The sequence below is a fragment of the Sphingomonas sp. SP5 genome (genome assembly GCF_058313455.1).
This window is the reverse complement of the sequence record NZ_JBZFLF010000001.1, coordinates 469361-493467: the sequence shown is the minus strand read 5'-3', so window position 1 is coordinate 493467 and position 24107 is coordinate 469361. Positions and strand designations below refer to the sequence as shown.

20 protein-coding genes are annotated in these 24107 nt (G+C 69.1%); 10 read left to right on the top strand and 10 right to left on the bottom strand.

Annotated features, from left to right (window positions below):
* Positions 1-107: 107 nt before the first annotated feature.
* On the bottom strand, positions 108-1199 hold the full coding sequence (locus tag AC4GY7_RS02230) for a catalase family protein (protein ID WP_491111772.1): 1092 nt from the start codon (positions 1197-1199) through the stop codon (positions 108-110).
* Positions 1200-1412: 213 nt separating this feature from the next.
* Between AC4GY7_RS02230 and AC4GY7_RS02225 the strand changes: the two genes are divergently transcribed.
* Positions 1413-2291 (top strand): type 1 glutamine amidotransferase, encoded by an 879-nt coding sequence (locus AC4GY7_RS02225; protein ID WP_491111771.1) that lies wholly within the window; start codon positions 1413-1415, stop codon positions 2289-2291.
* 33 nt (positions 2292-2324) lie between these two features.
* Here the strand turns inward: AC4GY7_RS02225 and AC4GY7_RS02220 are convergent, their stop codons facing one another.
* The 3 genes from AC4GY7_RS02220 to AC4GY7_RS02210 all read right to left on the bottom strand — a co-directional run bounded on the left by AC4GY7_RS02220 (position 2325) and on the right by AC4GY7_RS02210 (position 4879).
* The gene (locus AC4GY7_RS02220) at positions 2325-2666 is read right to left on the bottom strand and encodes an SWIB/MDM2 domain-containing protein (RefSeq protein WP_491111770.1); all 342 of its coding nucleotides are present in this window, start codon (positions 2664-2666) and stop codon (positions 2325-2327) included.
* Positions 2667-2744: 78 nt separating this feature from the next.
* A complete protein-coding gene (locus AC4GY7_RS02215) occupies positions 2745-3632 on the bottom strand; it encodes a hypothetical protein (protein WP_491111769.1) in 888 nt (295 codons plus the stop codon).
* On the bottom strand, positions 3608-4879 hold the full coding sequence (locus AC4GY7_RS02210) for a PQQ-dependent sugar dehydrogenase (protein ID WP_491111768.1): 1272 nt from the start codon (positions 4877-4879) through the stop codon (positions 3608-3610). The genes AC4GY7_RS02215 and AC4GY7_RS02210 overlap by 25 nt, the downstream gene beginning before the upstream one ends.
* Before the next feature lie 170 nt (positions 4880-5049).
* Between AC4GY7_RS02210 and AC4GY7_RS02205 the strand changes: the two genes are divergently transcribed.
* Positions 5050-6888, top strand: coding sequence for a glycoside hydrolase family 35 protein (locus tag AC4GY7_RS02205; protein WP_491111767.1), 1839 nt, complete (start codon positions 5050-5052; stop codon positions 6886-6888).
* Positions 6889-6913: 25 nt separating this feature from the next.
* Here the strand turns inward: AC4GY7_RS02205 and AC4GY7_RS02200 are convergent, their stop codons facing one another.
* Together AC4GY7_RS02200 and AC4GY7_RS02195 are read right to left on the bottom strand one after the other, a co-directional pair.
* The gene (locus AC4GY7_RS02200) at positions 6914-7966 is read right to left on the bottom strand and encodes a PLP-dependent cysteine synthase family protein (protein ID WP_491111766.1); all 1053 of its coding nucleotides are present in this window, start codon (positions 7964-7966) and stop codon (positions 6914-6916) included.
* Positions 7966-9990, bottom strand: a complete 2025-nt coding sequence (locus AC4GY7_RS02195) for a M3 family metallopeptidase (protein ID WP_491111765.1) — start codon at positions 9988-9990, stop codon at positions 7966-7968. Before AC4GY7_RS02195 ends, AC4GY7_RS02200 begins: the two co-directional genes overlap by 1 nt.
* Positions 9991-10172: 182 nt before the next feature.
* Here AC4GY7_RS02195 and AC4GY7_RS02190 point away from each other — a divergent pair, with 182 nt between their 5' ends.
* The 3 genes from AC4GY7_RS02190 to AC4GY7_RS02180 are packed head-to-tail and all read left to right on the top strand — an operon-like array spanning position 10173 to position 13692.
* Positions 10173-12026 carry a cation:proton antiporter gene (locus AC4GY7_RS02190; protein ID WP_491111764.1) on the top strand — a complete coding sequence of 618 codons (1854 nt, stop codon included), beginning with the start codon at positions 10173-10175 and terminating at the stop codon, positions 12024-12026.
* Positions 12023-12658: an OmpA family protein gene (locus tag AC4GY7_RS02185; protein WP_491111763.1), complete on the top strand. Its 636-nt coding sequence runs from the start codon at positions 12023-12025 to the stop codon at positions 12656-12658. The genes AC4GY7_RS02190 and AC4GY7_RS02185 overlap by 4 nt, the downstream gene beginning before the upstream one ends.
* Positions 12655-13692 (top strand): potassium channel family protein, encoded by a 1038-nt coding sequence (locus AC4GY7_RS02180; RefSeq protein ID WP_491111762.1) that lies wholly within the window; start codon positions 12655-12657, stop codon positions 13690-13692. The genes AC4GY7_RS02185 and AC4GY7_RS02180 overlap by 4 nt, the downstream gene beginning before the upstream one ends.
* Positions 13693-13705: 13 nt before the next feature.
* On the opposite strand, the gene pncA is transcribed toward AC4GY7_RS02180, so the two are convergent.
* On the bottom strand, positions 13706-14350 hold the full coding sequence (gene pncA, locus AC4GY7_RS02175; RefSeq protein ID WP_491111761.1) for a bifunctional nicotinamidase/pyrazinamidase: 645 nt from the start codon (positions 14348-14350) through the stop codon (positions 13706-13708).
* A gap of 200 nt (positions 14351-14550) precedes the next feature.
* Between pncA and AC4GY7_RS02170 the strand changes: the two genes are divergently transcribed.
* The 5 genes from AC4GY7_RS02170 to AC4GY7_RS02150 are packed head-to-tail and all read left to right on the top strand — an operon-like array spanning position 14551 to position 19595.
* A complete protein-coding gene (locus AC4GY7_RS02170; protein WP_491111760.1) occupies positions 14551-16833 on the top strand; it encodes a TonB-dependent siderophore receptor in 2283 nt (760 codons plus the stop codon).
* On the top strand, positions 16830-17144 hold the full coding sequence (locus tag AC4GY7_RS02165) for a hypothetical protein (RefSeq protein WP_491111759.1): 315 nt from the start codon (positions 16830-16832) through the stop codon (positions 17142-17144). The genes AC4GY7_RS02170 and AC4GY7_RS02165 overlap by 4 nt, the downstream gene beginning before the upstream one ends.
* Positions 17141-18730 (top strand): PepSY-associated TM helix domain-containing protein, encoded by a 1590-nt coding sequence (locus tag AC4GY7_RS02160; protein WP_491111758.1) that lies wholly within the window; start codon positions 17141-17143, stop codon positions 18728-18730. Before AC4GY7_RS02165 ends, AC4GY7_RS02160 begins: the two co-directional genes overlap by 4 nt.
* On the top strand, positions 18727-19017 hold the full coding sequence (locus AC4GY7_RS02155; protein ID WP_491111757.1) for a DUF3325 domain-containing protein: 291 nt from the start codon (positions 18727-18729) through the stop codon (positions 19015-19017). The genes AC4GY7_RS02160 and AC4GY7_RS02155 overlap by 4 nt, the downstream gene beginning before the upstream one ends.
* A 56-nt stretch (positions 19018-19073) precedes the next feature.
* Entirely contained in the window at positions 19074-19595 is a 522-nt protein-coding gene (locus AC4GY7_RS02150; RefSeq protein ID WP_491111756.1) for a DUF4136 domain-containing protein, read from the top strand.
* Between the two features lie 61 nt (positions 19596-19656).
* Here AC4GY7_RS02150 and AC4GY7_RS02145 read toward each other — a convergent pair whose 3' ends face one another.
* From AC4GY7_RS02145 to AC4GY7_RS02135, 3 genes are all read right to left on the bottom strand, one after another.
* Complete coding sequence (locus tag AC4GY7_RS02145; RefSeq protein ID WP_491111755.1) at positions 19657-20625, bottom strand: SDR family oxidoreductase; 969 nt, start codon at positions 20623-20625, stop codon at positions 19657-19659.
* On the bottom strand, positions 20622-21038 hold the full coding sequence (locus tag AC4GY7_RS02140; RefSeq protein WP_491111754.1) for a cupin domain-containing protein: 417 nt from the start codon (positions 21036-21038) through the stop codon (positions 20622-20624). Before AC4GY7_RS02140 ends, AC4GY7_RS02145 begins: the two co-directional genes overlap by 4 nt.
* Before the next feature lie 80 nt (positions 21039-21118).
* Entirely contained in the window at positions 21119-24094 is a 2976-nt protein-coding gene (locus AC4GY7_RS02135) for a TonB-dependent receptor plug domain-containing protein (protein WP_491111753.1), read from the bottom strand.
* Positions 24095-24107: the final 13 nt, after the last annotated feature.

Below are 24107 nucleotides of genomic sequence, written 5' to 3'. Positions count from 1 at the left end.
CTCGGCTCCGGGGCGACGCTTTGCCCGAGCGGAGGCTCGTGGTGTTTCAAGGGGCTAGAACCACCCGGACGCCAATCGGTTCAGCCGTCCGGCGGGCTTGAGGCCGATCAGCTGGATGCCAGCGGACCGGCGAGGTCGTGCATCGGGCAGCCGTTGAACTGGGCGCGGAAATCGGCCGACATCTCATAGGCCTGGCGGCGCGACCGATTGACCGACCCCAGCGGGCGATGGGCAGCGAGGCCATGCCAGGGGCTGAAGAAGGTCTGCTCGTCGATCTGCGCGGCGAGTTCGGTGCCCAGCGCCATCTGCGGCTGCACGGTGATCCGGCCGACGGTGCGATAGGGGCTTGCCTGCTCGTCCCACTCGACCGAGGCATCCTCGATCGGCATCGCATCGAGATCGGTGTTGAGCTGGACACGCAATTCCCAGGTGCCGCCCTGTTCGATAATCGTTTCGCGAACCGCCTCGCGCAGCGCATCTGGCCGGCCCGAGGTGTTCACCGGATCACCGGTAAGGTCGGTGAGGTTCGCCGACACCGGTGCGACGGAGAATTTCGCGATGAAGTCGCCGTAGCGGTACGGCGTCTGGCTGTAATAGGTGTCGCCCAGCGGATGCGTGATCGGGGTGCCGCCCAATGTCGCGATGGTCGGGCTCTTGCCGCCGACGGCCTCCAGCGCGCTCTCGACGCCGCGCAGCGCGGCGGACAGCAGCTTCTTCGCCCATTCCGCCTTGTCCGTCGTCGCCGCCAGTTGCTTGAGGCTGCCGAGGAATGCCTTGGCATCGGCAGCGGCGAAGGCCGGCGCGCTGGCCATCACGATGTTCTGCGTGGTTTCGTCCGCCGCATCGGGCAGACGTTCACCGGCGACGTCCAGGATCTTGAGCGCGAGGCCGCGCGGCGCCGATACCGCATCGTCGAGGATGTCGCCAGGATTGGTCGAGATGCGCATGACCACCTCATGCCGGCCCGGCCGGGCGAACAGGCCCTGCGCCAGATCGGCGGGCAGCCCGTCGGCGATCACCAGTTCGCCGCGGATGATGCCGTGCGCCTTGGCATGGACGCTGCGCACCGCATGGCCATAATCCTTCGACGTGGTTTCGGTGATCGACCGCATCGTGTCGATGAGATCGCGATGCACCTGCTCTTCGTTGTCGATCGGCTGTTCGACGGCGTCGCTATAGCGGACGGGAGTGTTGGTCATGGCACGGCGCTCCGGTTCGGCGGAGGGCCGCGCCAACGGTGCGACGACGGGCGGACACACATGCTCGCTGTCGATCCGCGCGTCGTGCGGCATCCTTCCTGTGGTGATCGATCGAACCGACAAAGCGGTGCCGGAGTTTCGTGCGGTAACGCACACAACCAGCTTCGAGGCGGCACGGGCCAGCCGGGATGCGTCTTGCGGCGGCCTGACGCGTTGTCGCGCTTCGTAATCGAGGAACTGCTGTTGCCGCAATATCTTGTCGCCGAGAGCGAACTGCCCGAACAGCGCGAGGCGCGCCGCGAACGGGCGGGGAAAAGCTCCGGCGAGACCTATGCCGCCACCTTGCGACAGATGATGCCGGATGCGCGGATCGCGGTGGTGGCGCCGGCGGATGCGGATGCGCGCATCTATACGGCCGACGATCTTGCCGCATTCGACGCGGTGTTCCTGACGGGCTCGCCGATGCATGTCTACGAACGCAGCGCCGCGATCGACCGGCAGCTCGCGTTCATGCGCGCCGTCTTCGCCTCGGGCGTGCCGTCGTTCGGGTCGTGCGCCGGTTTGCAGATCGCGGTCGCCGCAGCCGGCGGGCGGGTGCGCAAGATGCCCGCCCGGATGGAAGCCGGCGTCGCCCGTCGCATTACCGCGACGGAGGCGGGGCGGACGCATCCGCTGTTGCAGGGCCGCCCGCCGGCGTGGGACGCGGCCGCGTTGCATGGCGACGAGGTCGAAACGCTGCCGCCCGCCAGCGTGCTGCTTGCGGGAAATGCCGTCACCGGCGTCCAGGCGGCGGAGATCCGCTGTGGCCGCGGCACGTTCTGGGGTGTGCAATACCACCCCGAACTGTCGCTGGAGGAGATCGCCAGCGCGTTGCGGGCAGAGGCGGCCGAGCTGGTGGAGATCGGCCTCGCCGATGATGAAGACGCCGTGCGCCGTACCGCGGGGCTGCTCGACGCCGTGCATGCCGAGCCGGGCGATCGGGCGGCGCGCTGGGTGCTGGGGATCGATGACGAACTGGCCGATGAGGACCGGCGACGGCGGGAGATCGCCAACTTCCTCGCCTGTCTCCCGACGGCGCGGTCGCCACGGTGATGCGGCGGCGGCCGGGGGGCCGCCGCGCTGCGATCAGTCCTTCTTGGCGGTCAGGTGCGCGCTCAGATGCTTGTTCATCTCGAACATGCTCGCCGATTTCTTGCCGAACACCTTTTGCAGCGCTTCGTCGGCGTTGATCTGGCGCCGGTCCTTGGCGTCCTGGAGGTCGTGCTTCTTGATATAGTCCCACACCTTGCTCACCACCTCGCTGCGCGGCAGCGGCTTGTCGCCGACGATCTCGGCGAGTTCGGGGGAGGGGGTGACGGGCGCGGTGATGCCGCCGCGGGCGCCGCCTGCGGGCTTGCCGGTCTTCTCGACCTTCTTCTCCGCGGCCTTGGTTTCGTCCTTGCCGCGCTTCTCAGCCGATCGTGCCATGATGTGCATGTCCCTTTGCCTGTGTCATCGCCGTAACGATCCAGTCGGCCGCAAGCTCCCTCGGGATCGAACCTTGCATCACCAATGGCTTACGACGGCGATGGTCACCAGCGGGATCACCCGTGCATCGCTGCCCCGCGGCGCATCAAGGGAGGCCAGCCGGGCATCGCGCACCAGTGCGACGCCCTGCACGCGCAACTGCGTCTGCTTCGCGAGCGGCGTCTCGAACGATGCGCCGAGGCTGGCGTGCAGGCGATCGCCGGTGCCGGGCGCGTAGAAGCCGCCCCATCCGATCCCCGCCGACAGCGGAAAGGCGAGCGTCGATGCGCCGATCGGCAGCTCCGGCGCCACCCCGACGAGCGTGTAGGTGCCGGCGTCGCCCTGCGTCCGCCGGGTGACGACGATCTGCGGTCGCCAGCGGCCGATGCCGTCGTCGGCGGCGTAGCGCGTCGAAACGCTTGCCTCATGGGTGGTCGCGGAGACGCCGTTCGGGCTGACCTTTACGGCATAAGCGGCCGCCGCCGTCAGCCCGTCGATCGGCTGCCAGGCGAGGGCAACGATCGTGTTGCTCTCGTACCAGCTGCGCGGGCCGCGTCGTTCGTTCGCCGCAGGGGCGTGAAAGCCGTTCGACGTCTGTCCGATGACGAACACCGTAGCCGCGCCGTCGCCGCCGCGGCGCAAGACCGCGGCGAAACCGAGTGCGACGTGTACCGGCAGCCGGGCAAGGTCCGCATCGTCGTCGTCATAGGCGGCGCGGGCGTAATCGCCGTTGCGCAGGTCGATCGTGGCGAGCCCGTGCAAGCCGCCCGACCCGACTTCCGCCGAGCCGAGCGTCGCATCCTCGGTATCGATGGTCGGCACGTCCTGCCGCTGCGCGCGCGCGGCGGCGGGGGCACCCGCTGCCAGCATCGCCAGCGCCGCGCCGACGACGGACGCGCGCGTCACGAGGCGCGGCGCACCAGCCATATCGTGTCACCCGCATCGTCGACCACGAAGATCGCGCCGTCGCTGCGCGTCTGGATGCTCACCGGCCGTCCATAGACCTCGCCCTTCCTGGCATCGGCGACGAAGCCGGTCAGGAACGGCTGTGGCGCGGCGGCAGGACGGCCTTGCGCGAAGGGGACGGCCAGTACGTCGTAGCCGGTGAACGCCGCCCGGTTCCACGATCCGTGCCGCGCGACATAGGCAAGTTGTCCGTCCGCCGGCCGATCCTTGGCGAAGGCGAGGCCGAGCGCGGCGGCATGCGGCCCCACCGCCACGTCGGGCAGCAAGGTGGTCGTCAGCAGATCGCGCCGTTCGTTGGCGTGGCGGGGATCCTGCTTGCCGTAATAGCTGTAGGGCCAGCCGTAGAAGCCGCCCTCGCGCACCCCCACGAGGTAATCGGGGGCGATGTCGTCGCCGAGATGGTCGCGTTCGTTCACCGCCGTCCACAAGGTGCCGGTGGTCGGCGCGAAATCCATCCCCATCGGATTGCGCAGGCCGCTGGCGTAGAGCCGCTCGCGTCCCGTGGCGACATCGATCGCCAGGATCGCGGCTCGGCGCTTTTCCTCGTCCATGCCATGTTCGCCGACGTTGGAGGCGGAGCCGACCGATACATAGAGCGTGCGGGAATCGGGGCTGAGCAGCAGGTTCCGCGTCCAGTGATTGTTGTAGCCGCCGGCCGGCAGCGTCGCGATCGTGCGTGGCGCGGCGGTGATGCGCGTCTGCCCGGGCTGGAAGGGGACGCTCAACACCCCGTCGGTATTGGCGACATAGAGCCGCCCGTCCGCATATTGCAGGCCGAACGGCTGGTTCAGCCCTTCGCGCAGCACGAAGCGCTGTTCCGCCACGCCGTCGCGGTCGGCGTCGCGCAGCAGGGTGATGCGGTTGGCGCTGAAGCCGGTGGTGCGCGAGAGTGCCTGGCCGCGCTGTACCTCCGGCTCGGCATCGAGCTTGGGCTTCGTGCGCGCCTCGGTGACCAGCACGTCGCCGTTGGGCAGCAGCAAGGCCTGCCGGGGGTAGTCGAGGCCGCCGGCGAACTTCACCACCGTATAGCCGCGCGGGGCGACCGGCGTGCGCCCCTCCGGCCAGCCGATCGTGCGCGGGTGATGGACGACCGACTCCGTCGCATAGGGTTCCGCCTGGGTCGGCGCACCGAGCACCGGCCGGGGGGCGGTCTGCGCGGTGGCGGTGCCCGCCAGTGCGACGAGGCTGACGGCGGCGACGATCTTCATGGCGGCTCCCGGTTCCTGGATGACAAGGGCGAAGCGCGAGGCGGGCGGTTCCGCTCCAACAGCAGCAAAACGTTACAAACAGCCATTTCGGCCATGCAGAAATCTCTTGTCAGACAATAGCCGGGCGTTACGATAGCGGGGGGCCGGTGACAGGCCCTGTGGGAGGGGCGATGATGCGACGTGTTCGATCGATGCTGGCGTTGGCACTCGCCGCCGGCGCGCTGTCGCCGATCTCGGCCGCGCCGCCGCATCGCTTCACCGTGGACGGCACGCGCTTCCTGATGGACGGCAAACCCTATCAGGTGATCTCGGCCGAGATGCACTACGTGCGCATCCCGCGCGCCTATTGGCGCGACCGGTTGCGCAAGGCGAAGGCGATGGGCCTCAACACCATCACCACCTACGCCTTCTGGAACGCGCATGAGCCGCGTCCCGGCGTCTACGACTTCGCCGGCCAGCACGACCTGGCCGCTTTCGTGCGCGCCGCGCAGGCGGAGGGGCTGAACGTCATCCTGCGGCCCGGCCCCTATGTCTGTGCGGAATGGGAACTCGGCGGCTATCCCTCCTGGCTGCTCAAGGATCGAAACCTCGTCCTGCGCTCCACCGATCCCGCCTATACCGCCGCGGTGGAGCGCTGGATCCACCGGCTGGGGCAGGAGGTGCAGCCGCTGCTGCTGCGCAACGGCGGGCCGGTGATCGCCGTGCAGCTGGAGAACGAATATGGCGCCTTCGGCAGCGACCCTGCGTATCTGAAGGGGCTGGAGGCGACCTATCGCCGCGCAGGCCTTGCCGACGGCGTGCTGTTCACCTCCAACCAGGCCGGCGATCTCGCCAAGGGATCGCTGCCCAACCTGCCGTCAGTGGTCAATTTCGGATCGGGCGGCGCCAGGGCGGCGCTCGCCAAGCTGGAGGCGTTCCGCCCCGACGGCGTGCGGATGGTCGGCGAATATTGGGCGGGATGGTTCGACAAATGGGGGGAGGCCCATCACGAGACCGACGGCCGCAAGGAGGCGGACGAGCTACGTTATATGCTGAGCCGCGGCTATTCGGTGTCGCTCTACATGTTCCACGGCGGCACCTCGTTCGGCTGGATGAACGGCGCCGATTCGCACACCGGCACGAATTACCATCCCGATACCACCAGCTACGATTACGACGCGCCGCTCGATGAAGCCGGCAACCCGCGCTACAAATACGGCCTGCTCGCCGCGGTGATCGCCGACGTGACGGGCAAGCCCGCCGCGCCTACGCCTGCGTCTCGCGCCGCCGTCACGTTTCCGGTGTCGGGGGTGCGACGCAGCGCCTCGCTCTGGCGCAACCTGCCGGCGCCGGTGCGCGCGGCGAAGCCGCTCACCTTCGAGGAACTCGGCCAGAATTATGGCTATGTCCTCTATCGCGTCGGCCTGGCGAGCGGGCAGGGCGGCCGGCTGACGCTCAAGGGCATGCACAGCTATGCACAGGTCTATGTCGACCAGCGACTGGTCGGCACGCTCGACCGCCGGTTGGGGCAGGAAACGATCGACCTGCCGCGATCGGCAGGTCCGGCGACGCTCGACGTGCTGGTCGAGAATACCGGGCGGGTGAACTATTCGCGTGCCATCCGGACCGAACAGGCGGGGTTGACCGGTGCGGTGACGCTGGACGGCGCGCCGCTGGAGCAATGGCGCATGTACCGCCTGCCGATGGACGACCTGTCGCGGCTGCGGATGACCGCCGGCCCGTGCACCGGCCCGTGCTTCTACGAACGCGAGATGACCGTCGCCGCGCCCGCCGACACCTACCTCGATCTGCGAGGTCTGCATAAGGGGCAGGTGTGGCTCGGCACGCACAATCTCGGCCGCTTCTGGTCGATCGGGCCGATCTATACGCTGTACACGCCCGCACCGTGGATGAAGCGTGGCGCCAACCGGATCACGGTGTTCGACCTGATGGGCGATGGCCGCGAGCGGCTCGCCACGGCCAGCCGCCCGATCTACGGCAAGGTCACGGCGGACCGCGAGGCGCAGTGACTTCGCGCCCGCTGGGGCCGCACCGTTACAGCAGATCTTCGTACCGCGCCGTCGCCGCCGCGATGTCGATGCCGCAGCGGGCGAGCCAGGCATCGTCGTAATAGGTGCAGCCATAGCGTTCGCCGCCGTCGCAGAGCAGGGTGACGATGCTGCCCTGCGTGCCTGCCGCCGCCATCTCCTCGGCCAGCGTCAGGCAGGCGACGAGGTTGGTGCCGGTCGACCCGCCGACCCGCCGGCCGAGTCGTGCCGACAGCGCGCGCATCGCGCCGATCGTGGCCGGATCCTCTACCGCGATCATCCGGTCGATGACCGAGGGGATGAAGCTCGGCTCGACGCGTGGGCGGCCGATCCCCTCGATCCGGCTGGCGCAGCCCTCCGGCAGCGTCGTCACGGTGCGATCGGCGAAATGGCGGTGGAACACCGAATGCACCGGGTCGGCGACGCATAATTGGGTCGCGTGCCGCTGATAGCGCAGGTAGCGCCCGATCGTCGCCGACGTGCCGCCTGTGCCGGCACCGCATACGATCCAGGCGGGCACCGGATATTCCTCCTGCGCCATCTGCGCGAAGATCGATTCGGCGATGTTGTTGTTGCCGCGCCAGTCGGTGGCGCGCTCGGCGTAGGTGAACTGGTCGAGGTAATGGCCGCCCGTCTCGCGCGCGAGCCGGTGCGACACCTCGTAGACGGTGCGCGGATCGTCGACCATGTGGATCTCACCGCCGTGGAAGCGGATCGCATCGAGCTTCGGCGCGGCGGTGCTGGCCGGCACCACGGCGATGAAGCGCAGCCCCAGCATCCTGGCGAAATAGGCCTCGCTGACCGCGGTCGAGCCCGACGAGGATTCGATCACCACCGTGTCCGGCCCGATCCAGGCATTGCACAACGCGTAAAGGAACAGCGAGCGCGCGAGCCGGTGCTTCAGGCTGCCGGTCGGATGCGAGCTTTCATCCTTCAGGTAGAGCGTGATGCCGGGGAAGCGCGGCAGCTCCAGCCGGATGAGGTGCGTATCGGCCGAGCGGTTGTAATCCGCCTCGATCCGCCGCACCGCCTCGGCGCACCAGTCCCATTGCGCGGCCATCACACCAGGCCCCGGCGGACGAGCAGCGCGTCGAGATCGGCATCGCGGCCGCGGAAGGCGCGGAAGCTGTCGGCGGCGGGGCGGGTGGCACCGCGCGCCAGCACCTCGGCGCGGAAGGCATCGCCGGTAGCGCGGTCGACGAGCCCTGCCTCGGCGAAGCGGCCGAAGCCGTCCGCAGCCAGCACCTCTGCCCACAGGTAGCTGTAATAGCCCGAGGCATAGCCGCCGGCGAAGATGTGGCTGAAGGCATGCGGGAAGCGGTGCCAGGCCGGCGGGCGGCTCACCGCCACCTCGTCGCGTACCGCCTCGATCACCGCCATCGGATCGTCACCCAGCGTGCCGAGGTGGAGGAGAAGGTCGAACAGCGCGAATTCGACCTGGCGGAGCAGCGCCATGCCCGACTGGAAATGGCGTGCCGCGACCATCCGCTCGAACAATTCGGGCGGCAGCGGCGCGCCGGTCTTGTGATGGCCCGACATGGCGGTCAGCACGCCGCGATCCCAGGCGAAATCCTCCATCAGCTGGCTCGGCAGTTCCACCGCATCCCATTCGAAGCCGTTGATCCCGCCGATGCTCGGCCGGTTTACCAGGGTGAATAGATGGTGGAGGCAATGCCCGGTCTCGTGCAGCAGCGTCTCGACCTCACCATGCGAGAGCAAGGCTGGCACGCCGTCGCTCTTGGGCGCGAAGTTGCAGACGAGATAGGCGACCGGCACAGTCTTAATATTGCCGTCGTCCAGCCGCGGCCGCGCATCCGCCATCCACGCGCCGCCGCGCTTGCCGGAACGGGCGTGGAGGTCGAGGTAGAGGCCGGCAAAGACGCTGCCGTCGGCATCCACCACATCGAAATAGCTGGCGTCACCATGCCAGAGCGGCACGTCGTCGCGCGGCACCAGCCGGATGCCGAACAGGCGCTCCAGCAGTGCATGCCAGCCCTGCATCACCCGCTCGACGGGGAAATAGCCGCGCACCTCGGCCTCGTCGATCGCGTGGCGGGCACGGCGCAGGCGGTCGGCGGCGAAGGCGACGTCCCAGGGCTGCATGTCGGCGATGCCGAGGTCGCTCGCCGCGAAATCGCGCAGGGCGGCATAGTCCCGCTGGGCGAACGGCCGCGCCCGGCGGGCGAGATCGCGCAGGAAGGCGAGCACCTCGCCGGCGTTGGGCGCCATCTTGGTGGCGAGCGACCATTCCACCGGATCGGCAAAGCCGAGCAGCCCCGCCGCCTCGCGGCGCAGCGCCAGGATGCGCGCGATCCGATCGCCATTGTCGAACCGGCCGGCATCCGGCCCCTGGTCGGACGCGCGCGTGCCGTAGGCGGTGTAGACGCGCTCGCGCAAGGCGCGATCCTCGGCAAAGGTCAGCACCGCGGTGACGCTCGGCTGTTGCAGCGTCACCACCCAGCCGTCGAGCCCCCGCGCCTGCGCCGCGGCGGCGAACATCGCGATGTCGGCATCCGACAGGCCGGCGAGTAGCGCTGCATCGGTGACGTGCTCGGTCCAGGCATCCGTCGCGTCCAGCACGGCGCTGGCAAACGCATTGGACAGTTCCGACAGCTCGACCGAGATGGCGGCGAACCGGGCGCGTGCCTCCGGCTCCAGCGCCACGCCGGACAGGGCGAAGTCGCGGATCGCGCGCTCCACCGCCACCCGGTCGGCGAGCGGCAGCGTGGCGAAGTCGGGCGAGGCGGCCAGCGCGGCGTACAGGTCGTGCAGGTCGCGGTTCTGCTGCACCGCCATCATCGCCTCGACCAGCCGCGCCTGGCCGGCGGCGTGCGCGGCGCGCAGCTCCGGCGTGTCGGCGACCGCCTGCAGGTGCGATACCACCGACCAGAGCGCATCGATGGCGGTGCCGCTGCGCTCCAGCGGCAGCCAGGCCTCGGCGAAGCGGCTCGGCCGGCTCGCGGTCAGCTGCGTGACGGTCGCCTCATGCTCGGCGATCACCGCATCCAGCGCCGGGCCGATGGCCTCGGGCACGATCGCGGGGAAGGGGGGCAGCCGGGTGGAATCATGCAGCGTGTCGATCATGACTCGGTCCTCTATCGACATTCCCGTGCCGGCCCAACCGGGGACGCGCAAATTTGATTGGCCGTTCCCCCCGAGGCGGGCCGGTCCCTTGATCCAGATCGAGCCGCAGCCGGAACAATCTCGGTCCGCAACCACTTTGGTCCGGACACCTTCCGCCGTTGCGCGGGCAGCCAAGGAAACGCATGAACCATCTCGCGATCGTCCTCGCCCTTGTCGGGCTGATCGGCATCGGGGCGCAATGGATCGCGTGGCGGACGGGCCTTCCTGCGATCGCGCTGATGCTGGCGGCGGGGTTCGCCGCCGGGCCGTTGACCGGACTGATGCGCCCGGAGGAGGATTTCGGCCACCTGCTCGAACCCGCGGTGTCGCTCGCGGTGGCGGTGATCCTGTTCGAAGGCGGCCTCAGCCTCAACCTGCGCGAATTGCGCCATGCCGAGGGGGCGGTGCACCGGCTGGTGCTGATCGGCGTGCCGGTCGGCTGGGTGCTGGGCACGCTCGCCTGCTATTATGTCGCGGGGTTGGTCTGGCCGGTGGCGATCCTGTTCGCCGGCATCCTCGTCGTCACCGGGCCGACCGTGGTGCTGCCGCTGCTGCGCCAGTCGAGCATCGCCGCGCGCCCGCGGGCGATCCTGAAATGGGAAGCGATCGTCAACGATCCGATCGGCGCGCTGTGCGCCGTCGTGACCTATGAGGTGCTGCGCCAGGCGGGCAGCGGCGCGACGATATGGCAGAGCGCGGTCAGCCTGGTCTTTGCGGCGCTGGTCGCCGGCTTGATCGGCTATGGCGTCGCGCGTCTGCTCGGCTGGGCGCTGCCGCGCGGCTATGTGCCGGAATATCTGAAGGCGCCCGTCATCCTCGTCGCGGTGATCGGCACCTTCGTCGGATCGAACACGATCCAGCAGGAAACCGGCCTGCTGGCGGTGACGGTGATGGGCATCGCGCTCGCCAACATGCGCCTTGCCTCGTTGCGCGATTTCCTCGCGTTCAAGGAGAATATGACGATCATCCTCGTGTCGGGCGTGTTCGTGCTGCTCTCCGCCTCGCTCGACTTCGCCGTGCTGCGCCAGTTCGAATGGCGGTTCGGCCTGTTCCTCGTCGCGCTGCTGTTCGTCGTGCGGCCGGCGACGGTGTTCCTCAGCCTCGCGTTCAGCCGCATTCCCTGGCGCGAGCGATTGTTCATCGGCTGGATCGCGCCGCGCGGCATCGTCGCGGTCGCGATCTCCGGCCTGTTCGCCCTGCGCCTCGACGAACTGGGCTATGGCGACGGCGGCACGCTGGTGGCCCTGTCCTTTGCCGTCGTGGTGGCGACGATCATCGCCCATGGCTTTTCGATCGCGCCGGTCGCGCGACGGCTCGGCCTCACCGCCCCCGGCGGGCGCGGGCTGCTGGTGGTCGGGGCGACCCGCTGGAGCCTCGCGCTCGCCCGCGCGCTGCGCAGCCTCGACGTACCGGTGGTGGTCAGCGACACCAGTTGGCAGCGGCTCGCACCCGCCCGCGCCGACGGCATTCCCAGCTATCACGGCGAGATCCTGGCGGAGGCGACGGAGGAGCGGCTCGATCTCCAGCAGTTCGGCGCGCTGGCGGCGACCACCGAGAACGAGGCATATAACGCGTTGGTGTGCAGCGAATTCGCGCCCGAATTGGGCCGCGACAATGTCTATCAACTGGGCGATGCGGCGGGGGACGATCCGCGCCGCCTGCCCGATGCGTTGCGCGGCCGGGCGATGTTCCGGTCCGGCCTGGGGGTGGAGGATGTCGCATTGCGCGAAGAGGCCGACTGGCTGTTCGCCGCCCTGACCGTCGAGGATGCCGCGACCTATGCCGAGGCGGTGCAGGCGCTGCCCGACGATGGCGGGCCGCTGCTGCTGTTGCGCCGGCAGGGCAGCATCCGCTTCTTCGCCCACGCCTCCAACCCCACGCCGGCGACCGGCGAGACGGTGCTCGCCTATGCACCGCGCGATCGGCTGCGCAGCGGTGGATGGCGCATCTTCGACCCTGCCGACCCGCCGCGCCTCGTTCAGGATGCCCTCGCATGATCCGATCACTGTCCTTCCTTCTGGTCCCGCTGCTGCTCGCCGGATGCGACCGGCCTGCACCCGCCCCGCGCACGCCTGAGCCTGCCGCCAACCAGGGTTTCGACAATGCCGCCGCCCCGCGCTCGATCATGCAGCCCAAGGTGATCGCGGAGAGCGAACCCGCGCCTGCGCCGAGCCCCACACCGCCGCCGCCGCCCGCCGGCACGACGGTGCTGTTCCCGCGCGGGGCGATGCTGGACGATACCGCGCGCAGCGCGATCGATGCGCTGCTCGCCGTGCCGACGCTGCCCGCCGACGCGCAATGGATCCTGCGCGGCAGCAGCGACACCGACGGCAGTCGGGCGGCCAATCTCGCGACCTCGCGCCGGCGGGCGCAGGCGGTGCGAACCTATCTGATCGGCAAGGGCGTGGCGGCGGACCGGATCACCGTCTACGCGCTGGGCGATGGCCGCCCGGTCGCACCCAACGTGACCCTCGACGGCAGCGACGATCCCGCCGGGCGTGCCCGCAACCGCCGCGTCGATATCGAGATCCTGTCGCCCGCCGCCGCCGCCGCCGCTGCACCGGCGCCCACGCCGGCAGCCACTCCGACGCCGACGCCGACGGATACGCCGACACCGACCGCGTCATGAGCGCGCGCGTGCCGCGGCGACATCGGCATCGGTCCGATCGCGCGCCCCGGCTGCGCCGCGGCGGCACGCCGGGCTGGGCGTCGCTCGCCTGGCGCGTGCTGCTGGTCGCAGGCCTGATCGGCATCGCGCTCGCCGGCCACTGGATCGAACGCGACGGCCTGCGCGACAATATCGACGGCCGGATCAGCCCGATCGATGTGATCTACTTCACGATGATCACCATCACGACCGTCGGCTATGGCGACATCGTACCGGTGACGGACGGCGCGCGCCTGTTCGACACCTTCGTCGTCACGCCGATCCGGCTGTTCGTCTGGCTGATCTTTCTGGGGTCGGCCTATCAGTTCCTGCTGCGCGGGGTTTGGGAAGGGTGGAGGATGCGGATGATCCAGCGGAACCTCAGCGGCCATACGGTGGTCGCAGGCTATGGCACCAGCGGCGAGGAGGCGGTGCGCGAGCTGGTGCGGCGCGGTGCCGATCCGCAGACGATCGTCGTCATCGATCCGCGCGCCGAGGCGGTGGCGGCGGCGGAGGCGGCCGGCACCGCGGTGATCGAGGACGACGCCACCCGCAATGCGACGCTCGCTGCGGTCCGTGCCGATCGCGCGCGCGGCATCCTCGTGTCGGCGGGACGCGACGACACGTCGATCCTGATCGTGCTCACCGCCCGCCGCGTCGCACCGGACGTGCCGATCAGCGTCGTCATCCGGTCGGAGGACAATGAGGTACTGGCCCGGCAGGCGGGGGCCGACACGGTCATCAACCCGGCAAGCTTCGCCGGCCTGCTGCTCGCCGGATCGTGCCACGGGCCGCACATCGCCGATTACCTCGCCGATCTCGCCAATGCCGACGGCCGCGTCGCGCTGACCGAGCGGCGCGTGCAGCCGGACGAGGTCGGCAAGCCGCTGTCGGCGATCACCACCGGCCTCGGCCTGCGCATCTACCGCGGCCAGACGGCGCATGGCTATTGGGACGCGGAAGCCGCCGCGCTGGAAACCGGCGACGTCATCGTCGAGGTCCAGCGTCGCTGCTGAACGCCGACGTCGGTCAGGCGTGAATCGCGACGCCGGCCGCCCGCATCTCCGCCTCGGCAGCGTCCGCGGTCGTGCCGCCGGCGATCGGCATGGCGATCGCGCGGGTGAGCGGCTTCAGCACCGTCGCGGCGAAGCCGACCCGTCGCGCATCCAGGGCCGACCAGGCGACGCAGAAGTCATAGGCGAGCCCGACGAAGATGCACCGGCTGACCCCCTTGTCCTTGAGGTAACCGGCAAGGCCGGTCGGCGTCGTCTTGTCGTTGTCGAAGAAGGCGGAATAGGAATCGACCCGCGGATCGGTGCCCTTGCGCAGGATCATGTCGGCGCGCGTCACCGCGTCGGCGATGCCGGGATGGAAGGCCGCGCCCGCACTGCCCGCCAGGCAGTGATCCGGCCAGAGCACCTGATCGCCATAGTCCATGCGCATCATCTCGAACGGCGCGCGTCCCGGATGGCTGCTGGCGAAGGAGGAATGGCCCGCCGGATGCCAGTCCTGCGTCACCACGACATGGTCGAAGCGCGCGGCGAGGGCGCAGATCGGTCGCATGATCGCATCGCCGTCCGCCACGGCCAGTGCCCCGCCGGGGCAGAAGTCGTGCTGCGGATCGATGATGATCAACGCATCGCTGCGGGTGATGTCGGTGATGCTGTCGTCCATCGCTGTTCCGTCAAACCTGCGGAGCGCGGCAGGGCGATCCTTGGCCGACGATGCTCGCAGGTGCCGCCACCCGTCAATACCGTGCGGAGGCACGCCGGACCGGTTCCGCCCGCATCGGCCGAAGATGACAAAAATGTTAGATTGATAGTGACTCGCAAAAGCGATGAGGCTAGGGCGACCGCGACAAGCGGGAGTAAGATGTGGCGTATTGGGGTTTTCTGCTGGCGAGCAGCGCGATCGTTCATGGCATGCCGGCAGCGGCGGAGACGGAAAAGGTGACCAGCGCGGCGGCGGCCGCCGTCGTCGATGCCGATGACGACGACCAGCAGCGCGACGATGACATCATGGTCGTCGGCAAGAGCTATGGGCGGGAGGTCGGCAAGACGATCACACCGCTGAAGGACACCGCCAACACGGTGACGCTGATCGAGCGCGAGCAGATCGAGGCGCAGAACCTGTTCACGCTGGAGGATGCGCTCACCGCCACCAACGGCATCACCGTGACCGGCATCGGCAGCGAGGATCCCTCGTTCGTGTCGCGCGGCTTCACGATCAACAACTATCTGATCGACGGCGTGCCGACGCTGTCCTTCGGCTTTCCGGGCGTGGTGCCCGACCTGTTCTTCTACGATCGGCTCGAGGTGTTGCGTGGGCCGGCGGGCCTGTTCACCGGCGCTGGCAACCCCGCCGGCAGCATCAACCTCATCCGCAAGCGTCCGCTGGAAGCGACGCGGGTGCAGGCATCGGCGGGATACGGCAGCTACGACAATCTGCGGCTGGAGGTCGACGCCTCGACGCGGCTGGGCGATGCGGCGGGCCTGCGCGTCGGCGCGATGGCGCAGGATCAGGACCAGTTCTTCGACGTGGCGCACCGCAAGCGCTGGGGTGCCTTCGCGGTCGGTGACGTTCGCATCGGCGAGCGCACGACCCTCACCGCCGGCATCTATTACGATCGCTTCCGCCCTGCGATCCAGTCGGGCCTGCCCGGCTATGCCGGCGGCGCGGACGGCAGCGAGGGGCGGCTGCTCGACGTGCGGCGCTCGACCTATCTGGGGGCGGACTGGAACCGCTTCGATGCCGAAAGCTGGACCGGCTTCGTCGAGCTGGCGCACCGGGTCAGCGACCGCTGGACGCTGCGCGCGACCGGCCTGCTCGCCAATGTCGATCGGATCGATACCTACAGCTACGTCGGCAATGCCGCGATCACGGCGCAGAACGCCGGCCTCACCAACCATATCGCCTTCGTCGGCGACAATCGCCAGCGGACACGCTCGTTCGACGTCAACGGAGTCGGCAGCTTTCCCGCCTTCGGGCGTGACCAGACGCTGATCCTGGGTGCGGATTACCAGGCGCAGGATTATACGTCCTATTACGCCCGCATCTCCAATTACGCGCGCATCAACGTGTTCGATCCGGTCTATCCGGCCGAGCCGCCGCTGGATCCGCGTGCGGTGCTGCCGCCCTATCCGGTGCAGGGGACGCTCGGCCGTTGCACGACCGTGCCGGCCGAATGTGTCTCGCAGGTCGCCGGCGCGACGCGAACCTATATCGAGCAATATGGCCTGTATGGGCAGCTACGCCTGTCGCCGCTGGCCGGGCTGTCGCTGGTCGGGGGCGGCCGCGCCACCTGGTGGTCGAGCGATGTCGACACGCTCAACCGGCTGACCGGCGCGCCCACCGCGCGCAGCCAATATGGCTATGACGGCCGGTTCACGCCTTATGGCGCCGTGCTGTACGACGTCACCCGCAACCTCAACGTCTACGTCAGCTATGCCGACAGCTTCACACCGCAGGCGCCGCCTGCCGGGCGCAGCCGCCCGGACGGGCAGTCGATCGAACCACTGATCGGCGATCAGATCGAGGCGGGCAGCAAGCTGTCGCTGATGGACGAGCGCCTGCTGCTGTCGGTCGCCGCCTATCAGATCCGCCAGGACAATCGGCTGGTCACCCCGGCCGAGCTGCCCACCACCGTGTTGCAGGCAGGCCGGGTCCGCGCCCGCGGCATCGAGGCGGAGGCGACCGGGCAGATCCTGCCCGGCTGGCGCATCAACGGCGGCTACAGCTACACCCGCACCAAATATCTTGAGGATACCGAGCCCCAGTTCGAAGGGATCGCGCTGACTCCGATCATCCCGCGCCACATGGCCAAGGCGTTCACCAACTATGCGCCGGAAAGCGGCGCGCTGGCCGGAGCCAGCATCGGCGGCGCGGTGACGTGGTTCTCCTCGACCTATGGCGGCAATCCGGCGCTCTACAATGCCAATGGCACGCTGCGCAGCGTCTCCACCATCGTCCGCCAGCCGTCCTATGCGGTGGTCGACCTGCGCGCAGGCTATACGTTCGACGATCGCCTGTCGCTGTCGGTCAACGTCAACAACGTCCTCGACAAGACCTATTACGCCCGCATCTCCAGCACCGGGCGCGGCAATTACTACGGGGTGCCGCGGACCGCGTTCGCGACGATCCGGTACACCTTCCAGTGACGGCGGGGGAGGCGCATGCCCGCGCCCGCTGGGCACGACGCGGCGACATCGGCTTGCGGATCGTCGCCGCGATCCCGCTCGGCTATGCCGTCGCCAGCGCGTGGGCGATGGCGCTGGCGCGGCTGCTGCCGGGTAGCCGTTCGGGGGCGACGGTGGCCGCCGCGCTCATCGCGCTCGCGTTGTGCGCCGGCTTTGCGATGTGGGCGTTCGCCGCGCGCAGCGGCTGGCGGGCGCTGTGGACGCTGGCCCTTGCCGGCGGCATCGCGGGGGCCATCGCCTGGTCCTCGATCCTCAGCGGTGGACGGGCATGAGCAAGGGCTTTCGCCAGTCGCAATCGTTTCTGCACACCTGGTCGGGGCTGCTGCTCGGCTGGGTGCTGTTCCTGGTCTTCGCTGCGGGCACCATCGCCTTCTGGCGAGAAGGGCTGAACCGCTGGGCACGCCCGGAACTCGCCCGGGTCGAACGGCCGATGCAGGTGCTGGACGGCGCGCAGCGGTTCCTGACCCGCAAGGCGCCCGATGCGAAGAGCTGGTTCATCACCCTCGCCGACGCCCATTCGCCCGGCGCGCAACTGTTTTGGGTCCCGCAACCCAAGCCGGGCGAGGCGCGCGGCCGGGGGCGGGGCGGGCGCGGCCGTCGCGATACGCAGGCGCTGATCGGCGCGGATGGCCAGCAGGCGCAGGTACGGGAAACCCGCGGCGGCGACTTCTTCTACCGCTTCCACTTCGACCTGCACTACATGCCGGTGATCTGGGCGCGCTGGCTGGTCGGTTTCGCCAGCATGATGATGCTCGTCGCGATCCTGTCCGGCATCGTCACGCATAAGAAGATCTTCCGCGATTTCTTTACCCTGCGACGCAACAAGGGCCAGCGATCGTGGCTCGACGGGCACAATGCCACTGCGGTGCTCGCGCTGCCGTTCCACCTGATGATCACCTACACCGGCCTCGTCACGCTGATGGCGCTGCTGATGCCGTGGGCGGTGGTGGCGAACTATAGCGACGAACGTGGCATGGCCGACGCGCTGTTTCCTACCGCAGGCGTGGTGACGCGGACCGGCACGCCGGCTCCGCTCGTCGACCTGACCCGCATCGCCGCCGATGCCGAACGCCGCCTGCACGCGCCGGCCGCCTTCATCGAGGTTGCCGAGCCCGGCGATGCCGCCGCCCGGATCACCGTCAGCCAGAGCCCGGGATCGCTGCTCAACACGCGCACGCCCCGGCTGGCCTATGACGGCGTCAGCGGCCGGCTGCTCTGGGCCTCGCCGATGCCGGATGCCGCGGCGGAGACGGCGGGGGCGATGATTGGCCTGCATGCCGGACGGTTCGCGGGCGACGGCCTGCGCTGGATCTACTTTCTGTGCGGTGTCGCGGGCACCGTCATGGTGGCAAGCGGGCTGGTGCTCTGGACGGTGAAGCGGCGTGCGAAGCTGCCCGATCCGGATCGTCCGCACATCGGCTTCCGTATCGTCGAGCGGTTGAACGTCGCGGTAATCGGCGGCTTCCCGCTCGGGGTGGCGGCATGGTTCTGGGCGAACCGGCTGCTCGACCCGGCGCTGCGTGGCCGCGCGGAGTGGGAGGTGCACGGGCTGTTCATCGCCTGGGCGGCTGCGGCAGCGCTCGCCTGCGCCGTGCGGCCGAAGCGGGCTTGGGCGATCCTGTTCGCCGCAACCGGCGCGCTGTTGGCGCTGTTGCCGGTGTTCGACGCCATGTTCACGCCGCGTGGACTGCCCGCGACGCTGGCGGCGGGCGACCTGATGCTGGCGGGGATCGATGCGACGCTGTTCGTCTTCGGCGCAGCATTCCTGCTCGTCGCCGTCCGGGTGGGGCGGGTGACGACGCCGGTGCGCCGGCCACGTGCGGCACGCGTCGCGATCGGTGGGGAGGCGCGGGCATGAGTATCGTCGGCATCCTCCTCGCCACCGTCTCCTTCCTCCTGTTCGGCCTCGTCAGCGACGGTCAGGTCCAGCGCCGCACCGGCAGGCCGCTGGTCGCGGCGTGGAAACCGCGGCTGAAATGGGCCGGCGGGATCGGCATCGCCGTCTCGTTCGTGCCGGCGATCGCCACGGCGGGCTGGGTGTTCGGGCCGATCGCCGGGGCAGGGGCGGTCATGCTCGGCGCGGGACTCGCCTTTATCGCGCTGAACTTCGCACCGGGCGGCGATCGTCGGGCAAAACGCCGCTAGCCACTCCGCGACCGCACGGGTACGCCCATCGGCTGAGAGTTCGGAAAGGTCGCGTCATGCTGGGTCTGTTGGGTGCCGCGATGATCGCGATCTCGGGTGGCAGCGGGCAGGCAAGCGCCGTGCCCACGCCCGGCACGGTCACCATCGCGCCTGCGGGCGGTGCGGCGGGCGATGTGTTCGACACCGCTGTGCAGCGCGCCCTGCTCGACCGCGGCTTCACGCCGCTGCCAGGCCAAGGCCATGGCCGCTACGTGGCGAAGGTGGAGGTGACGCAGCGCTCGCAGGGCGTCGTCTCGGCCGGACGGGCACCGGCGGGCAAGCCGCTCGCCAGCTTCAACGGCAGCGTCAGCCTGGGCCTGTCGCCGGGCGGGGACCGGCTGAGCGATCTGGTGGTCACCCGGCTGACCGTCACGCTGACCCGCCGCGACGGCGGACAGGTGGTCTGGTCGGGCAGCGCCACCACGGCGCGCGTCGCCGGATCGCGCACCGGCGGCGTCGATCTGGTCGCCCAGACGCTGGCCAATGCCGTGCTGTCGCAATTCCCGCACACTGTCGGCCAGACGATCTCGATCCCCTGACGTTTCGCCAGGGGTACGCCCACCCAAGCAGAACTGTTCGCGCCGGGCGCAGGTAACCTCGTCAGCGTCGCCGCTGCCAGAGCCACGCACCCGCCGCCGCCGTTGCCGCCGCGATCGTCGCGCCCGCGGCCACCGCTGCCTTGCGCCGCCGTTCGGGATGGCGTCGTCCTCCGTCCGGCCCGCTCGCCGTTGCGGGCGGCGTGAACAGCGCGCCGGACGTGTCCTCGCCCGGTTCTGCCCGATCCGACCAGACGTCCATGAACCCGTTCATCATCGCCGCGCCCAGGTTGGGCACCGCGAACTGGCCGAGCTTCAGCGCGATCGCCGGCGCTCCGACCACCGTCGTGTTGCGCGGTCGCCGCGCCAGCCGCACGACGGCACGTGCCACCGTGTCGGGAGAGAGCGATCCGGGCGGCAGCGACAGCCGGGCACCGGTATAGTTGCCCGCATGGTCGATCCCCGGCGTATCGACGAAGGTCGGATAGACGTCGCAGACATGAATGTGCGGCTTCTTCGACAACTCGCCCCGCAGCGCTTCGCTGAAACCGCGCAGCCCGAACTTGCTCGCCGCATACGCCGCGGCATAGGGCGTCGCGACGAAGCCGCCGACCGAGATCATGTTCACCCAGGTGCCGCGATCCTGCGCAAGGAAGATCGGCAGCACCGCATGCGCATCGTTCATGTGGCTGACGAGATTGGCCTCGATCACCCGGGCATGATCGGCGATCGGCACATCCTCGTATCGCCCGACCACGCCAACGCCGACGCAGCTGAACCACAGGTCGATCGCGCCCAGCGCCTTCTGCGCATAAGCGGCGAGCGCGGCGACGGCTGCCGCGTCCGTCACGTCCACCACCTGCGTCTGCGCCGTGCCACCCGCGGCGGCGCAGCGGCGGGCGATGTCCTCCAGCCCCGCCGCGCCGCGCGCCGCCAGCACCAGCTGCGCACCCGTTTTCGCAAAGGCGATGGCGGTCGCCGCGCCGATGCCGCTGGATGCGCCGGTGATGACGACGCGCGTCGGCGCGGTCACCGGCCGACCGCCGACTTGACCGCGTCGGCCGCCTTGGCGAGCAGGCCCTTCTCCGCCTCCTCGGCCTCCGCCTTGGTCCTGAAGGCGGCACCTTCGGGTTCGGCGGGCGGCGCGTAGACGGAGAAGAGCTTCAGCTCGCCATTGCCCTTGTTGATGATATTGTGTTCGGACCCCTTGGGCACGACGACCAGATGGTTGGGCGATGCCTTGGTCGCATGGCCGTCGATCACCACCTGCGCCTCGCCCGCGACGATGAAGGTCGTCTGGTCGGCGGGATGGGTTTCCATGCCGATCTCTTCGCCGGCAGGAATGCTCATCAGCACGATCTGCACCTTGGGATCGCGATACACCTCTTTCTGCCAGAGCGTGTTCTTGCTCGCGAGTTCCACCATGTCCTTGTTGAAGATCGCCATGTTCGCCTCCTTCGGTATCGGCTTGCCGGTGCCCGACGAACGAAGGGGATCGCCCGTTCCCCTTCGCCGCAGGAAACCGCTCAGCGGCCGCCGAGCTTCACGCCGACATAGAGGTACCGGCCGAGCGACGAGATCGGGTAATCGTAGGAATCGGCGTCCGGCTTCTGGTCCGACAGGTTGTTGATGCCGCCGTAGAGCGCGAAATTCCGGTCGACGGCATATTGCAGCTGGACGTCGTGCTGCCACAGATCCCTGTAGCGCAGATATTGCGGCGCCGCGTAATCCGGATTGGCATCGGTGGTCGCCCGCGGGAAGCGGCGCGTCGCATCCGCCCAGCGCAGATTGTAGCTCAGCGTCAGCCCGTCGAGCGACCAGGTCGGCGACAGCACGAAATTATACTTGGGCCGACCGGGCTGCCCCGCCTGGTTTTCCGGCTGTGCGCCCGGCGTCGCGATCTGTTTGAGGGTATGCAGATAGCCGCCGACGAAGCGCAGGTCGAACGTACCCGCAGCCGCCGTCCGCACCACATAGCTCAGATTGACGTCGAGGCCGGAGGTGCGGAACGCGGCGACGTTCTGCGGCTGCACCGAAAATCCGTTGATATAGCCCGTGCCCTGCCGCCGGCGGATCGCCGTGCAGAAGACGTTGTCGAGCGTCGGCTGGTCGACGCACAGATTGGCGATCGTGTTGGCGTCGGCGGTGTTGATCGCATCGCGCAGGCGGATGTCATACCAATCGGCCGACAGGGTGAGGTCCGGCAGGAACCGCGGCCGCAGCACCGTGCCGGCGGTCCAGGTCCGCGCCGTCTCCTCCCGCAGGTTCGGATTGCCGGTACGCGATCCGTTGATGAGCACCGCGGCATCGGGGTTGTTGTTCGCCGTGAAGTTCGCCGGGTTGCCCCCCGCCGCGGTGATGAGTGCGGTGCAATTGGCCGCGCGGCTCGACGATCCCGCATTGCGGTTTTCGAGATAGCAGGGATCGACGAAATAGGCGGTGGTCGGCCCGGTCGGCTGGAACAGCTCGCCGATATTGGGCGCGCGCACCGACTGGCCGTACGAACCGCGCAGCGTCAGGTCGCGGATCGGTGCCCAGACACCGTTGAACTGCCACGCCTGCGTGCGCCCGATCGTCGAATAATCCGAAAGCCGCCCCGCCGCGCCGACCGACAGCGTCTGCGCGAACGGCACGTCCTTCAACAGCGGCACGTTCAGCTCGCCGAACGCCTCCCATACGTCGAAGACGCCGCGGCTCGGCTGGATCTGGTAATTGGGATCGAAGCTGTCGCCCTCGTCATACTGGTACCATTGTTTGCCGGTCAGGAAGGCATTGGGGCGGAAGCGGCTCGTCTCACGTCGGTATTCGCCGCCGACCGCGAACTGCACCGGCCCGCCGGGCAGGGTGAAGAGCGCGCCAAAATCGCCGGTCAGCTGCGCGCTCGCCACCGATTGGGTGAGGCGGGCATAGCTGACGTTAGCGGTGTTCGTCGCCCAGGCGAGCGCGGCGGGATCGTAGACGCCCGACCCGAAGGTGTTGATCGGGAGGCAGCCGCTGTTCGCCCCCGGCGTGAAGCTGGTCGCCGGCACCTGCAACGCTGCGGGATTGAGGTTCGATCGGCAGGTCGGCCGCCCCGTCGCGGGATCGGTGACGACGTCGAGCGCGGCGGTATAGCGGTCGTTCCACCGGCTGTTGAGCTTGGTGATGCGCACATCGGTCTGCCCATAGGTGTAGGACACGTCATATTGCGCATGGCTGCTGATCCGGCCCGATGCGTCGATCACGCCCCGCCAGGTGCGGCGGCGATCGCTCTCCCCCAGCCGGGGAAAGTCGGTGTTGTTGCGGTTGGATACGATCGTCGTGTCGCCCGCCAGCAGCGCCGCGTTGCGCAGGGCCGCCGGGATATAGGGGTTGTCGAGCGTGAAGACCGCCGGGTAATTGCCCGAATAGCCGCCGAAGGTCGTCGCCCTGGTCTGGACGAACTTGCCTTCCAGGCTCAGCTTGAAGGCGTCCGATACGTCGTAATGGGTCAGAAGGTTGACTGCGTGCCGCTCGGTCGCGGGCAGCAGGTCGCCGACATAGCCCGCCACGGGTGTCGCGCTGCCGCCGCTGACGAAGCCGCCGCCCACCTGCGTGCCCGGATCGTAGAGCGTGCCGTCGCCATTATAGGCGCGGCCACCGATCTCGATATAGCCGCTCGGCGTGCCATAGGGATAGCGCAGGTCGCCGGCGAGGACCTGCTGGTACGATCCCGCCGCCGGCCCGGCGTAGGCGACGTTGGGGACGAGGTACTGCCGCTTCTCGCGGCGCAGATAGGCGCGGTCGTCGTTGCGCAGCGGATCGTCGGCATTGTATTCGTAGAACACGGTCACGTTGCCACGCCCGTTGGCGAAATTGCGACCCGCCCCGATCGACGCGAAGCGATTGCCGGCATCGCCCTCGTCGGAAATGCCGAATTGGGACCGTGCGGTCACGCCATCGAAGTCGCGCTTCAGGATGAAATTGACGACGCCCGATACGCCATCGGCGCCGTACACCGCCGAGGCGCCGCCCGTCAGCACGTCGACCCGTTCGATCAGATCGGTCGGGATGGCATTCACATCGACCGCGGCGGAATCGATCTGGCTGGCGACGTGGCGGCGGCCGTTGACCAGCACCAGCGTGCGCGCCGGTCCCAGCCCCCGCAGGTCGAGCAGGTTGAGCCCGGCCGCGCCATACAGCTGCCCGCCCGGCCGGTCCGATCCGGCGGACTGGCTGCTGTCGATCGAGTTGGTCAGCGCCGGCACCCGCTGAAGGAAATTGGTGACGTTGGTGTTGCCCGACTGCTGGATATTCTCCGCGCCGAACGACACGATCGGGTTGGGGGCGGCATAGTCCGGCCGGGCGATGCGCGATCCGGTGACGACGATATCGTCGGCCGCATCCGCTGGTGCCGGATCGGTGGCGGGGACGGGCGCTTCGGTCTGCGGGGCCTGCGTCTGCCCCGCCGCGGCGGACGACATGGCGGCAGATGACATCAGCGCCGCGACGAACGCGGCGGAGCGAAACGGCTTGGACGGCATCCCTGTTACCCCT